This is a genomic window from Pseudomonas sp. B23(2017) (assembly GCF_002113725.1).
Lineage (GTDB): Bacteria > Pseudomonadota > Gammaproteobacteria > Pseudomonadales > Pseudomonadaceae > Aquipseudomonas > Aquipseudomonas putida_Z.
Genome location: NZ_NEJM01000025.1, coordinates 1 through 13,713, shown reverse-complemented (window position 1 = coordinate 13,713; position 13,713 = coordinate 1). Strand labels below are relative to the sequence as shown.

General features: G+C 63.0%; 13 protein-coding genes. 2 read left to right on the top strand and 11 right to left on the bottom strand.

Features of this window, described 5'->3' with window-relative positions:
• Nucleotides 1–4 precede the first annotated feature (4 nt).
• From CAG46_RS26525 to mcpP, 11 genes are all read right to left on the bottom strand, one after another.
• Nucleotides 5–733: a thioredoxin family protein gene (locus tag CAG46_RS26525; protein ID WP_085619318.1), complete on the bottom strand. Its 729-nt coding sequence runs from the start codon at nucleotides 731–733 to the stop codon at nucleotides 5–7.
• A 93-nt stretch (nucleotides 734–826) separates the two neighbouring features.
• Nucleotides 827–3,028 (bottom strand): LTA synthase family protein, encoded by a 2,202-nt coding sequence (locus CAG46_RS26520; protein ID WP_085619321.1) that lies wholly within the window; start codon nucleotides 3,026–3,028, stop codon nucleotides 827–829.
• A gap of 136 nt (nucleotides 3,029–3,164) precedes the next feature.
• Nucleotides 3,165–4,445, bottom strand: a complete 1,281-nt coding sequence (locus tag CAG46_RS26515; RefSeq protein ID WP_085591264.1) for a transporter — start codon at nucleotides 4,443–4,445, stop codon at nucleotides 3,165–3,167.
• Nucleotides 4,446–4,484: 39 nt separating this feature from the next.
• Nucleotides 4,485–5,237 (bottom strand): hypothetical protein, encoded by a 753-nt coding sequence (locus CAG46_RS26510; protein ID WP_085619323.1) that lies wholly within the window; start codon nucleotides 5,235–5,237, stop codon nucleotides 4,485–4,487.
• Nucleotides 5,238–5,283: 46 nt separating this feature from the next.
• The gene (locus CAG46_RS26505) at nucleotides 5,284–5,964 is read right to left on the bottom strand and encodes a C39 family peptidase (RefSeq protein ID WP_085591260.1); all 681 of its coding nucleotides are present in this window, start codon (nucleotides 5,962–5,964) and stop codon (nucleotides 5,284–5,286) included.
• Nucleotides 5,965–6,026: 62 nt separating this feature from the next.
• Nucleotides 6,027–7,574, bottom strand: coding sequence for a heme utilization protein (locus CAG46_RS26500; RefSeq protein WP_085591258.1), 1,548 nt, complete (start codon nucleotides 7,572–7,574; stop codon nucleotides 6,027–6,029).
• Between the two features lie 48 nt (nucleotides 7,575–7,622).
• The gene (locus tag CAG46_RS26495) at nucleotides 7,623–8,201 is read right to left on the bottom strand and encodes an adhesin (RefSeq protein WP_075045393.1); all 579 of its coding nucleotides are present in this window, start codon (nucleotides 8,199–8,201) and stop codon (nucleotides 7,623–7,625) included.
• Between the two features lies 1 nt (nucleotide 8,202).
• Nucleotides 8,203–8,637 (bottom strand): hypothetical protein, encoded by a 435-nt coding sequence (locus CAG46_RS26490; RefSeq protein ID WP_085591256.1) that lies wholly within the window; start codon nucleotides 8,635–8,637, stop codon nucleotides 8,203–8,205.
• 298 nt (nucleotides 8,638–8,935) lie between these two features.
• Entirely contained in the window at nucleotides 8,936–9,505 is a 570-nt protein-coding gene (locus tag CAG46_RS26485; protein WP_085619325.1) for an AAA family ATPase, read from the bottom strand.
• Entirely contained in the window at nucleotides 9,502–10,068 is a 567-nt protein-coding gene (gene pnuC / locus CAG46_RS26480) for a nicotinamide riboside transporter PnuC (protein ID WP_025339412.1), read from the bottom strand. The genes CAG46_RS26485 and pnuC overlap by 4 nt, the downstream gene beginning before the upstream one ends.
• A gap of 295 nt (nucleotides 10,069–10,363) precedes the next feature.
• Nucleotides 10,364–11,998: a methyl-accepting chemotaxis protein McpP gene (mcpP, locus tag CAG46_RS26475; protein WP_085619327.1), complete on the bottom strand. Its 1,635-nt coding sequence runs from the start codon at nucleotides 11,996–11,998 to the stop codon at nucleotides 10,364–10,366.
• A gap of 299 nt (nucleotides 11,999–12,297) precedes the next feature.
• Here mcpP and CAG46_RS26470 point away from each other — a divergent pair, with 299 nt between their 5' ends.
• Nucleotides 12,298–13,128, top strand: a complete 831-nt coding sequence (locus CAG46_RS26470) for an undecaprenyl-diphosphate phosphatase (RefSeq protein WP_025339410.1) — start codon at nucleotides 12,298–12,300, stop codon at nucleotides 13,126–13,128.
• Entirely contained in the window at nucleotides 13,121–13,534 is a 414-nt protein-coding gene (locus tag CAG46_RS26465) for a DUF1294 domain-containing protein (protein ID WP_085619329.1), read from the top strand. Before CAG46_RS26470 ends, CAG46_RS26465 begins: the two co-directional genes overlap by 8 nt.
• The last annotated feature ends 179 nt before the right edge of the window (nucleotides 13,535–13,713 follow it).

Below are 13,713 nucleotides of genomic sequence, written 5' to 3'. Positions count from 1 at the left end.
CACGTTATTTGTGGCAGCAGCTGGGCTTGTCCGGCTGCCCTTCATAACGGTCATGGTGCCGCACCCAGTCCATGGTCCCGGCCTCGTTGCGCCCCAGTGGCGCAATGTCGAGGAAGTTGTAGGTGTTGACCAGGATGTCCAGCCCGCGGGCATAGGTCGAGTAGGTGTGGTACACGCTGCCATCCGGCTCGCGATAGAACGCACTCAGCCCGGGAAGCTCGCTTTCATCGCCCTCGTATGGCTCATAGTTGTACTGCCGCTGGCCCTCGCTGCCAACGCTGACGCCAAAGTCCTCGTTGAACCCGCTGCCATGTGACGAATACCAGGGGAACTGCCAGCCCATGCGCCGGCGGAAGGCCTGGAACTCGGCATACGGTGCCCGCGACACCGCCACCAGCGACACGTCGTGATGCGCCAGGTGTAGGTTGGCGCCGTCAAAGTGGTCGGCCAGGAACGAGCAGCCGTGGCAGCCTTCGCTCCAGCCCTCGGCGAACATGAAGTGGTAAACCAGCAACTGGCTGCGGCCCGCGAACAGGTCGGCCAGGCTCAGTTCGCCGTCCGGCCCCTCGAAGCGATAGTCGTGCTCCACCTTGACCCAGGGCAGGGCGCGACGGGCTGCGGACAGCGCGTCGCGGTGGTGGGTGAAGGCCTTTTCGTGCAGCCACAGTTGCCGGCGGGCCGCCAGCCACTGGCTGCGCGAAACCACCGGGTGCCTGCTTTCGCTCGTACTCATGGTGCTGTCTCCACATTGGGGGATTCACACTCTAGTCGAGCACGGGCGGGTCGAATCGACAGGCCGCGGCGGCCGGGCGATGAGTGGTATTGCTCAGCCCGAATGGGCGATATGCCCTTCGGTCAGTTCATCCGCTGCTTCATCTTCCCCAGGCAGCGCGGTGATCACGCTGAAGTCGCTGACTTCCACCTGGCCACCGCCATAGCCCAGCAAATGGAAGGAAAACGCTTTGCGCGCGGTCGGGTTGTCGAAGCTGAACTCCATCTCCAGCGGCTCGTCGGCGGTGACTTTCACTTCGTCAGGCAAGCCCAGCGGTACGTCTTGCTCCAGCTGCTTGGCCTTGAGCTGGATATAGGCTGCGCGCTTGGGGTCCAGCGAACGTACCTTGACCCGTACGCGGGTATGCGAACCCTCGGGCATTTCCAGGTACTGGGCGCCGATCAGGTTGTCGGCCCAGTCATCTTTGATGCGCTTGCGCAGCTGGATCGGCGATGGGCCGCCGAACTGGTAACGCAGGTTGAGCGGTGTCTGCAGCAGGGACTGGTCGAGCACCCCGGCGAGGGCACCGATCTGCTGGCCGAGCAGGCTATCGCCCGGGCCAAGGTAACGTGCCTGGTCGGCGATGAAGCCCTCGCTGGCGTAACGCCGGCAGCGCTGCTGGAAGTCGCATTCGGTGAACACACCCTGGCCGTCGTGATAACGCAGCATGCCGTTGGTGTAGGAGATCATCTCGCGACCGCTATCGTAGTCGCGGTACAGCGAGCGACCGCCGAGCGCCATGGGGATGGGCAGGGCAAAGTAGTCGAGCAGGGAGGTGGCCAGGTCGATATGGCCATAGGTACCGCGCTTGATCCGTGGCAACTGTGCCTGCTCCGGCGCCAGGGTGAGGTTGAAGCCCCAGGACGAGGCCAGGCGCACACCGTCGATGCCGTGGGACTCGTCGGAAGTCACCACCACCAGGGTGTCCTTGAGTACGCCCTGGCGTTCGAGGTTGTCGAGGAATGCACCGAGTGCGTCGTCCAGGTAGGCGACTGCCGCCTGTTTCGGCGTGTCGTAGCGCTCCAGGTACTCGGCCGGTGCCGAGTAGGGCTGGTGGGTGCCCACGGTGAGCAGGGTCAGCATCCATGGCTTGTCCTGCTTTTGCAGATGACCGACGTAATCCAGCGCACCCTCGAAGAAGGCGCGGTCATCTTTGCCCCAGGGGAAGTCCAGGTAGTTCTTGTTGCGGAACCACTCCTGGCCGTGCACCGCGTCAAAGCCGATGTGCGGCATGATGCGGTCCTTGGCCATGAAGCGCAGGCCGGCGCCCTGCAGGTAGTGGGTGGTGAAGCCGGCCTGGCGCAACTGCGCCGGCAGGCAGGCCTGGTTGCGTTCGTTCTGGGTCAGCAGTTCCACGCCCTTGGGCGTGCCGTTGGCCAGCTTGTCGTAGTCACCGCACAGCATTGCGTACAGGCCACGGATGGTCTGATGGGTATGCAGCACGTAGTCCGGGGTGTTCATGCCGCGCTCGGCCCACTGGCTGAGTTTGGGCATCAGCTCTTCGTCGAAGCGGCTGTGCAGGGCCTGGCGGTTGGGCCGCAGGTAGGCCCCGGGGATGCCTTCCACGGTGATGACCAGCAGGTTGCGGGCGTTGCCTGGCCCGGCGAGCAGGCGCTGGCCATGCAGGTCGGACTGGGTCAGGCCGGTGCTGGCCAGAGGGGTGAAGGTTTGCGTACGGCCCATCCAGCCTTCGACCTGGCGCTGCAGGTTGCCGGCCCCGGCCGACAGCAGCTGGTGGGTGAGGTTGTATTGCCGCCATTGGTCGGCGTCGGAAGGTAGCAGTTGCTGGCTGCCCCAATGGGCGCCGAACAGTAGCAGCGGAATGGCCCAGGCCGTGCGTGGCAGCGGCTGGCTGGGTTGGGTGCGGCTGCGCCAGGCGCTGGCCAGCCAGGCCAGCAGGCCGGCGCCCATGGCCCACGGCAGCCAGGCATGGGCCAGGCCGCCACCGGTCGAGTTTTCCATGAACTGCGGGTCGAGCAGGTACGTCAGGTCGGCGCTGGTGGGCAACCGGCCCACCGCGCTCACCAGTTCGGCCGAAGCCACCCAGAGGGCCGCCCAGGCCAGCAATACGGGGAACGCCAGCCACCATGGCCGACGGTGCAGCAGCAAGACCAGCAAGCTGCCGAGGGCGAGGTCGGACAGGTAACCGAGTGGGTTGGACCAGCCCAGCATGGCGCGCGTACCCAGTGGGATCACCAGTACCAGGGTCGCCAGGGCGACAAGCCGGGTACGTGGGTGGTCTGACAGGTTCTTCACAAAAACATCCCTTTTGCCATTAAATCGTCATGCAACTGTGCTTGATGATAACAGGCCGTGGCAGGGAAGGCGGTCCGGGACAAGGCTGGTAACCAAAAGCCGGGCCCGTTCGCGCAGGCCCGGCCGATGGCAAGTATCAGAAGTAGTAGGGGAATTTCAGGCTGAAGGAAAAGTCCGGCGCGTCATCGGTCAGACCAATGGACAGGTTGGGTACGATGGTCAGGTTGTCGGTGGCAGCGAAGGTCATGCCGATGTTGAAGTTGGCCGCGTTGTAGTCGCTGTTGGAGATCGACTGCCAGTCGCCGCCATCCGGTTTTATCTTGCTCTTGCGGGCGAACTGGTCGGACACCGAGAACGACATGCTCATCTTCTCGTTCAGGGCAAAGGCGATACCGCCGCCGATCTGCCACGAGTCGCCCAGCTTCACATCGCCCGGCACCTTGCTGTTGACCTGTGGGCTGATGTCGCTGAACGAGTCTTCCATGTTGTAGGTGTAGGACAGGCTGCCGAACAGCACGGCGGGGTCGAAGGTCTTGACCAGCGAGATGCCCGGCGTGATCGACCAGACGCCGTTGCCGGTCGGCAGGCTTTCCGGTACTGACAGGTTGTCGTTGCCCTCTACCTGGCGCAGTTTTATGCCATAGGGGTCTTTGCCGGTCGGCGCCTTGATGCGCAAGGTAGCGACGGCGTCAGGCCAGGTCTCGTCTTCGTCGAGGAACTTGTAGGCGACACCGACGTTGACGTCGCCGATTTCCGGGTCGCGGGTTACGGTTTCGTCCGAGGTGCTTGCCCCGGCGCCGCCCGCACCGCCGGAAGAGTAGGTAGATTCGCGGTACACCACCGGGACGTTGATGTCGAACTGCCAGCGCTGGGCGAGGTTGTAGCGGGCAGTCATGTCCAGGGTCCAGTTATCTGCCTTAACCCGGTCAAGATTGATACTGCCGAGGAAGATCGAGTCCAGCGCCAGGAAGCCGTTGAGCACAAGCGCCCGGGTATCGTAGTGGGTATAGGTGACACCGGTCTCGAAGCTGAACTTGCCGCCGCCGAAGAAGCCGCTGGCCTCATCGTACAGGTTGGACACGCTCTGAGCCGGTTCAGCGTCGGCGGTCAGCGCCTGGCCATAGGAGCTGCCGGTGGTGCCCGGTGCACCCGAAGCCACAGTCTGTGCACCTTTGACCCCTTCGGCCGGGGACCTGACCAGGCGTTTGGGTGGGGGGGCTGCCGGGGTTTCCTCGACCTGGCGTACGCGCTGTTCCAGTACCATCAGCGCCTGTTGCTGTGCCTCGTAGCGCTGCTTGAGTTCGAGCAGTTCCTGCTTCAGTGCCTCGACCTGCGGGTCGGCAGCTGCGAAAAGGGAGGTGGCCGGAGCCAGGGTGGTCAAACAGACAATGGCGCTGAGCGTGAATGATCGGTGCATGGATTTGCCGTCCCTTTCGACTGCCTTTGAACTTGGAGATCAATAACCGAATGTGCGCAAGCCCTTGAGCTGTTCGAGGCTGCCGTTCAACGAAGCAGCTGTCGGCACGCTTTCGCGCATCACTACATTGAGCGTGGTGACGTTATTGACCCGGTTGCCATTGCCCAGCAGCGTCGAGTTCTGCATCAGGCCACCCTGCGCCAGGCGCTGCACGCTGCTGCCCTGGTTGTTACTGGCACTGATATTGAACTGCACCCCTACGCCGCTGGCGGACACACTCAGCGCCCCTGCGCCGTTTGCGCCTGTCAGTGTCTGGCCGTTGGCCAGGGCCTGGCCCTGTGGCTGCGCGGTGGGCGCCTGGTCGGCCTTGGAAACATTGATGGCGACATTGTTGTAGGCGGTATTGTTGTCGCCAGCTGCGCGTACCACCTGGGTAACACCCTCTGTGGTGTTGAGGCCGGCGCCGCCTGTAACGGTACCGGTGCCCGGTGCCGTGGCTCCAGCTGACGCTGTGCCAGTGCCGCTTTCGTCGATCAACGACACGTAGAATTGCGGTTTGATGGTCGACTGCTGAATCTGCATCGTGCTCGTCGCGCCGATCACGTCCCCTTTGGCATTCTGCCAGGTGCTGGACATGACAATACCGAAACTCACGATCCGCCCCGGCATCACGTAGCGGCCACGCAAGGTCGCCAGCTCATGGTCCTTCAGCTCGATGGGCTTGAAGGTTTCGGCCTGGGTAGGAAGGCTGACGGTCAGGCATGCGATTGCAAGCCAGAATGCATTCTTCATTGGGGTGCTCCCCGGAGCCTCGTGCTCCTTGTCGTTGCAAGAGTCGTTAGAAGAAGTCGCTTTTGATGAACCCGAAGTCCAGCAGCTCTGCATCCTGCACCGGGGTGAAGTTGTTCACCCGGCCCTTGGCGGTCAGGGGCAGGGGCGGGTCGAGCAGGATGTTGTTCTTGTCGTAGCCCTGGCCGATCACGGCGAAGATGATGCCGTTCCAGCCCTTGAGAAAGTCGTCGACCCTGTAGCGCTTGTGGCCCAGTACCGGGTCACCGATGTACACCCAGCCCTTGTCTACCTTCTGCATGACCACGAAGTGCTTGTAGCCGCGCACGTCCATCAGCACCACGACCGGGATGCGCACGCTGTGCAGGGTCTCGGGCGCCACCCGGTAGCCGCGGGCACGCATACCCAGGCTTTCCACGTAGCGTTTCATGTCGAGCATCGAGAAGCCTTGCGTGCGCACCAGGTCCTGGTCGGCGTGGGCCAGCATGCCTTCGATGATCTGTTGTTCGTCCACGTCCAGCCAGTAGGCCTGGCGCAGGATGGTGGCCAGCGCGGCGGCGCCGCAGCTGAAGTCGGTCTTCTGTTGCACCAGGTCGGCGAACTTGCGCTCGCGTACGCTCTGGATGGGCTTGAACACCACGGCACCGCCCGGCAGTACGGACAGCGGCATTTGCGCCGCTTCGCTCACGCTGGCCAGGCACAGCAAAAACGCCAAGGCAATGATGCGCATGATCGGATGCCTTCCGGTTCTGTTGAAGAAAGGCCCCCCGAAGGGGGCCTCAAGCGCAGCGATCAGAACGAGGTGTTGGAGATGGCCAGCGAGTTGCTCTGCTGGTTGCCCACACCGGCTGCCACGTTCACGCCCAGGTTGCCGCTGCCACCGTTCACCGAACCGCTAAGGGTTGCAGTGTTGGTAACAGGGTTGGCCCAGCCGGTCGGGGTCAGCACTTGGAAGGACACGGTATTGCTCAAGTCGTAGGCACTGCTTTCGCTGTAGCTCTTCGACACGTCGTTCGACGATTGAGACGATTTCTCGCCAGACTTTTCAAACGCCGATTCCGATGCGTTGGCATAGGTCGACTCGTGAGCTTTCTCATACGAGGAGTCGCGAGATTTCTCGTAGGCCGATGCGCGAGTCTTGTCGTACGACGATTCGTGGTTGCGGTCGAAGGAAGACTCGTTCGACTTGTCGAATGACGAGTCAAACGCTTTCTCGAACGACGCGTCGTACGAGCTGTCACGTGTGCGGTCTACATCGACATTGAGCGATGCGTTGAGCGATGCATCGAAGCTGTCGGTGCGGGTGCGTTCGCGACGGCCGTCATCGGTGGTCACGGTACGGCTGGCATCGGCTGCGGCTGCCAGGGTGGCACTCAGGCTGGAGCTGCTGGACGAACTGGCAGTGGCGCCAACCGAGCCACTGGCATTCCAGCTGTTGGAGCCGCTGGCACTGGAGCTATTGGAACCACTGGCACTGGAGCTGTTCGACCCGCTGGCACTGGAGGTCTTCGAGCCACTGGCATTCATGCTGCTCGAACCACTGGAGGTCCAGCCATTGGAACCACTGGAACTGGCACTTTGCGAGCCGGCCACGCTGAAGCTCGAGGACGAGCTGCGGTCGTCGGTCGAGTTGAACGTTCCCTCACGCGAGCTGGAACCGCTCTTGGTGGTGGTGATGGTCAGCGTATCCACCCGGTAGGTGCGGTCGGCGCCGTTGTTCACCGTCAGGCCTGGGCCGTTCTGGTCGGCAGAGGCGGTGGCAGTGGCGTTGCCCAGTGGGGCTCCGGTGTTGGCGATGGCCATGGTGTTCTTCTGCTGGTTCAGGTCGCCGCCAGCGATGTTGACGCCGACGTTACCCTCTGCACCATCGGCCGAGCCGGTCATGACTGCCGAGTTCTGGGTGGACCAGTTGTCGACACGGTTGTTGTTGCTGAACTGGCTAACGTCAGCGGTGGCTTCGGCGGAGCCGAACACGAAGCTGTTGTCCAGGCTGGATTCGGACGATGCGTTGGCAATGGCCGCAGCATTGTCCTGCTGGTTGCCGTTACCGGCCGCCACGTTGACACCTACGTTGCCGCTGGCACCCGAAGCCGAGCTGCTCATCTCGGCTTCGTTGATGGTGCCTTGGTTGGTGATGGTGTTGCCGGTGCTGCGTTGGCTGTCCATGGCGTTGGCGGTGGCAAACACAGGGATCCTGGTGGGAGGAGGCGTGTGCTGCCCGTTGTTGTGGTGACCATTGTGGTGCCCGCCACGCCGGTCGTTCTGATCAGCTTGTACAGCAACAGCCATGACCGCAGCAATTGCGAAAACCAGAGGCTTGATTGCCATCGAGGGTTTCATGGTGATTCTCCGTACGATTAGGTTAAGTGTCGTTCTTGACTGGCAGGGTCAATCCGCGACCCGGATGCTCAGGGTGTTGGCCATGCGGTTTCCCACCCCGGCACTCTGGTTCAACTGAATCACTCCACGGCTACCGGTGAAGGCCTGGTCACTGGTGGTGACCTGGCGATGGCCAGTTGAAGTGTCAATCGGACCGGAGTTGTTGAGCAGCGCCACGTTCTGCTGCATGAGGACGCTGTCGTCGATGCTTTGCGGCTGGGCACCGATACTGATGCTCAGTGCGTTCGCTTGCTGGGTGTTGGCGCCGGCGCTCTGGTTGATCCCGAGGGCGCCGCTACCGTTGCTGAAGGCGTCGCCCTGTATGGTCGAGCGTGCGTTCATTGCGGGGTCTGCAGGGGTGTTCAGGCGCTGGCGGATCTGCGTGGTGGCGCTGGCCTCGGGCCCAACGGCGAAGGCGCGCGCGTTGGCCTGTTGCTGTTGGTCACCGGCCGCTTGATTGACCGACAGGTTGCCCTGGTAACGGCTGCCCGAATTGTCGATATCGGCGTTGTTGATCACGGGAACCGGGGATTGCGCGAAGGTCGATGTACTGCACAGCGTGATCAGGATCAGCAGCGTGTGCTTCATCTCACTTGCCTCCGGTCAGGATCTGCAGCGGCGCCAGGCCGCGCTGCAAGCTCGAATTGACCATGTTCGAGATGCCATTGCCCGAGCCCGTGCCGCGGCCACCGGCCAGGTTGGGCAGCTGGGACTGGTTGTTGAGGTTGCCGCCCAGGTTGTTGGTCTGCTGGGTAATCAGGGTACTGATACCTGCACCGCTGCTGATGTTGGCGAAGTCGCCATCACTCAGTTCGTTGGTTTGCTTGAGGATGTGGGCGGAAGGGTTGGCATTGACGGTGGTGGGGTTGGGGTCGGGTCGTAACGGCGGGACAACGGCGTTGCGTGTCTGCACGTCACGGGTTATCACGATGATGCCGTTGTCGGCCTGGGCCGTCAGGCTCAACGAGCCCAGCACACAGCCCATCAGCAACAGGTGATAGAGGCGTTTGTCAGTTTTCCTCACGACGGCAACTCCTTCAATGAGCGCTGGCCCTGTTCAGCGATGCGAACCAGGCAGCAGAAGGTGTGCCGCTTTTGAGAAGCGTTTTCAGATCAAAAGCTTAAGGTGAGTACCATGACAAGCTGCGGCGTATTCTGTCTCGGGATTGAAACAGGCAGCCGCTGGCGGTGCAGGCAAAGCCAGTGTTGGCCTTGATTGGAAGGGTTTTTGCAGGAGTGTATCAGCGCCTTGACACTACCTTCGACGCCCCGCAAAACCCCATGTTTTCAGGGGCTTCGCCCCACAGGGGTGTGTCGGTGGATTAACACTCGGTGGGGCAGGATGGCGCATCGCTACCAATGAGCTTAGCCACTGTTTGTAGTGCCAGCAACTGGCGTTGCGGCCAATTGCCCTCAATTATTTTGTACGCCTGGTCATGCCGTTGCAGCCAGTGCAGGCTGTCGTCGAAAAAGCGCTGGCGGTCGCGCAGTTCGGGCTGGCTGCGCTGGCCATCGGCAACCCAATCCACGCCTTGCGGGCTCAGCAGCAGGTGCAGGTGGTAATTCCGTGCCAGCAGCGCCTGCTCCAGCCAGGCCGGGCAGTCGCCGAACAGGGCGTGGCTCCAGAGCATGTTACTGAGTAGATGGGTGTCGAGAATCAGCAGCGGTGGTGCCTGCTCGCGGGCGTGGTCTTCCCAGGCCAGCTGGCCGCGGGCGATGGCAGGGATGTCGGCATAGCAGGTGTCGCGGCATTCCTGGTCGATGAAGTGGCGCACGTATTCGGCCACCACCACGCCGCCGAAATGCGCCTGGATCACCCCGCTGAGCCAGCTCTTGCCGCTGGATTCCGGGCCGCACAGCACCAGTACTTTCATGGATTGTGCCGCGCTCATGGCTGCACCAACGCCGGGTCACGGCGCCATTCCAGCCAGCCGCGCACGGCAATCAGGGTGAGCACGGCGAAGAAGCCTGCGGTGAAGTACAGCTGCTGGTGCAGGTACTGGCCCACGTAGATGATGTCTACCACCACCCACAGCGGCCAGCACTGCAGGCGCTTCTGCGCCATCCACAGTTGTGCCACCAGGCTGAAGCCGGTCAGGGTAGCGTCCAGCCAGGGCAGGGCGGCGTCGGTCCAGGTGGCCATCGCCGCGCCCAGGGCGGCGCTCAGCAGCACCCCGCCGGCCAGGCCGGCGAGCAATGCCGGGCGCTGCAGGCGGGTGACCTGGCGGGCGTCTTCAGCATGGCCCGGGCGCTTCCATTGCCACCAGCCGTAGACCTGCAGGATGGCATAGGCCACTTGCAGCAGCATGCCCGAGTACAGCTTCACCTCGTAGAACAGCCAGCCATAGATCAGCACCATGACCAGGCCGATCGGCCAGCACCAGGCGTTCTGCTTGACCGTGAGCCAGACAGCGGTGACGCCGAGGACGGCGGCGATGAGTTCAAGGCCGGACATCGGCGATCCTTGGAGACTGCGGGGGAGGGGCGCGATTGTAGCGGGTCGGCCGGGTAAGGTGTAGGGCGTTGGGGCCTTTGGGGCCACTCCCATAGGACTGCACATAGCTTTGAGTCAGCAGGGACCCTGTGGGAGCGGCTTTAGCCGCGAACACCGGCGCAGCCGGTGCCAAGCACCGCGCTGGATTCTTCGCGGCTAAAGCTGCTCCCACAGGGTACGCGGATTGCTTGCAATTTCAGTTATCTAGGCGACAGCGCAGCCCAAAGGGCTTGGCCATCTCCCACAGGGGCTGGTCTTACACCCGGAACTGCCGCAACAACTGCTCCAGCTCTTCGCTCAGCTGCCCCAGCGCCATCCCGGCATCGCTGGACTGCCGCGCCGCATCGGCGGTCTGCTGGGACAACCCGGCAGTATCCAGCACGTTGCGGTTGATCTCTTCGACCACGTGCGACTGCTGCAAGGTGGCGCTGGCGATTGAGGCATTCAACGCCGTGAGGTTGTTCAGCGCCTGGTTGATGGCATCCAGGCTGGCACCGGCCTCGCGGGCCTGCTCGACGGTCTGGCGCGAGGCCTCGCTGCTGGTGTCGATGGCCTTGACCGCAGCGTCCGACTGGCTTTGCAGGTGCTCGATCATGGTATGGATCTCGGCCGTCGACTGCGCCGTGCGCTGGGCCAGCAGGCGCACCTCGTCGGCGACCACGGCAAAGCCGCGGCCTTGCTCGCCGGCCCGCGCCGCCTCGATGGCTGCGTTCAGCGCCAGCAGGTTGGTCTGTTCGGCGATGGAGCGGATCACGTCCAGCACACCACCGATGCGCGTGCTGTGCCCGGCCAGGTCGCGGATCACCTGCACGGCCTGGTCGATGGTCAGCGACAGCCGGTCGATCTGCGCCAGGCTGCCGTGAATGGCCTCCTGGCCGTGTGCTACCTGCTGTTGCGCGGTGCGCATTTCGCCAGCGGCCTGTTCGGCGGTCTTGGCCACGTCCTGCACGGCGTAGGTCACTTCGTTGACCGCAGTGGCCACCTGGTCCATCTGCAGCGATTGCTGGGCGCTGTGCTGTTGCGCGGCACCGGCATTGTCGCCGACATGCCCGGCGGACCGGGCCAGGGCATGGGCCGCCCCTTGCAACTGGCCGACCACGCCTTGCAGCTTGCCGTTGAAGCGGTTGAAGTGTTCGCCCAGGTGGGTGATTTCGTCACGGCCGTGAGTGTCCAGGCGCCGGGTCAGGTCGCTTTCGCCGCTGGCGATGTTGCCCATGGCCTGCACCGCTTCCTGCAGCGGGCGGGCGATGCTGCGGGCAATCAGCATGACCACCAGCGCCATCAGCAGGGCAATGGCCACGCCTACCAGCGAGGCGTCACGCAACTGGCGAGCGAATTCGGCCTGTACATCGTCGACATACACGCCTGAGCCGATGATCCAGCCCCAGGGCTTGAACAGCTGGATGTAGGACGTCTTGGCCACCGGCTCGCTGGCACCGGGCTTGGGCCAGCGGTAGTTGACCGGCCCGGCGTCCTGCTGCCGGGCCAGAGCGACCATCTCGTTGAACACGGCAAAGCCGTCGGGGTCACGGATGGCCGACAGGTCCTGGCCGTCGAGCTTGGGATTGGCCGGATGCATGATCATCTTCGGCCCCAGGTCGTTGATCCAGAAGTAGTCGTTCTGGTCGTAGCGCAGCGCGCGTACCACTTGCAGCGCCTGTTGCTGGGCCGCTTCGCGGCTGAGTGTGCCGGCTGCTTCCAGGCCTTGGTAATAGGCCAGCACACCGGCTGCGGTCTGTACCACGTGGCGGGTCTTTTCCGCTTTGGCCTGGTACAGGTCACCGTGGATCTGGCGCAGCATCAGCAGGCCCAATACCACCAGCATGGCCACCGCCACCAATAGGATCAGCCACAGACGGCGGCTGATAGACATCGATCTCAGGGTTTTCATACCACAGCTCCCGCATTGTTCTTTTTATTCAGGCGCATCCAAGCATGCTTTGCGCCACGCCCCCACTCGACTAATGGCTAAGTGCTATCCATCCAATAGTCTGCAGCAGATTGTACAAGGCGATTGCAAAGGCGCTCTGCTAGGATTTCGGCCGCGCAAGATGAAACCTTTAGGCGGCGTGAACTTTTCTACTGGCATTGCGCCCAACAGTCGCTGTAAAACAGCCGGGCCGCGCGCGGCAACTTCAAGCAAATCAAGAACAAGGGGCCTGCAACGAGCAGCGCTCCATCGGGGGAACGATGGATTTTTGGACTGCCTTCCAGGCAATCATCTTAGGCGTGGTCGAAGGGCTGACGGAGTTTCTGCCGATCTCCAGTACCGGCCACCAGATCATCGTCGCCGACCTGATCGGGTTTGGTGGCGAACGGGCCATGGCTTTCAACATCATCATTCAGCTGGCGGCGATCCTGGCGGTGGTGTGGGAGTTTCGCGGCAAGATCTTCGACGTGGTCTTCGGCCTGACCAGCCAGCCCACGGCGCGGCGTTTCACCGGTAACCTGTTGCTGGCGTTCCTGCCGGCAGTGGTGCTGGGCGTGCTGTTCGCCGATCTGATTCACGAATACCTGTTCAACCCGATCACCGTGGCGGCTGCGCTGGTGGTGGGCGGGGTGATCATGCTCTGGGCCGAGCGCCGCGAGCACCGTGTGGAAGTGGACCACGTGGACGACATGCGCTGGAGCCACGCGCTGAAGATCGGCTTCATCCAGTGCCTGGCGATGATCCCGGGCACTTCGCGCTCCGGCTCGACCATTATCGGTGGCCTGCTGTTCGGCCTGTCGCGCAAGGCGGCGACCGAGTTCTCGTTCTTCCTGGCGATGCCGACCATGGTCGGTGCGGCGGTGTATTCGGGCTACAAGTACCGCGACCTGTTCCAGCCCGGCGACCTGCCGGTATTTGCCATCGGCTTCGTGACCTCGTTCATCTTTGCCATGATTGCCGTGCGTGGCTTGCTCAAGTTCATTGCCAACCACAGCTACGCGGTGTTCGCCTGGTACCGCATTGCCTTTGGCCTGCTGATCCTGGCGACCTGGCAGTTCGGCTGGGTCGACTGGGCGACGGCACATGGCTGAGGCAGCGCGGGGGCAAAGGGGGGAGGGCGTACGTAATGTGCGCCTGAAGCTGCTGCTGTTGGGCCTGCTGTGCCTGCTGCCGGGCCTGGGCGCGGCGCGCATGGCCTGGGTCGACCAGGCCTGGTGGCCGCTGGCGCTGTACCCGGCAATGAGCCTGATCAGCCTGTTGCTGTATTGGCAGGACAAACAGCAGGCGCGTACCCAGGCCTGGCGTACGCCCGAGAAGGTGCTGCATGCCAGTGAGCTGCTGGGCGGCTGGCCGGGGGCACTGCTGGCGCAGCAGCTGTATCGGCACAAGACGCGCAAGCTGTCGTACCAGCTGGTGTTCTGGGGGATTGTGCTGGTGCACCAGGTGTTCTGGGCGGACTGGCTGTTTCTTGGTGGGCGGTATCTGCCCTTCAGTTGATGTTTGACTGTGCCGGCCCTTTCGCGGGTAAACCCGCTCCCACAGGTACAGCACAAGTCTTGAGGCCAGTGGAGAACCCTGTGGGAGCAACTGTCTTGCTCAATTTCTAAAATCTAGCGCGTCACCTGTGGGAGCGGGCTTGTCCCGCGAACACGGGCGAAGCCCGTGCCATCCAGCGC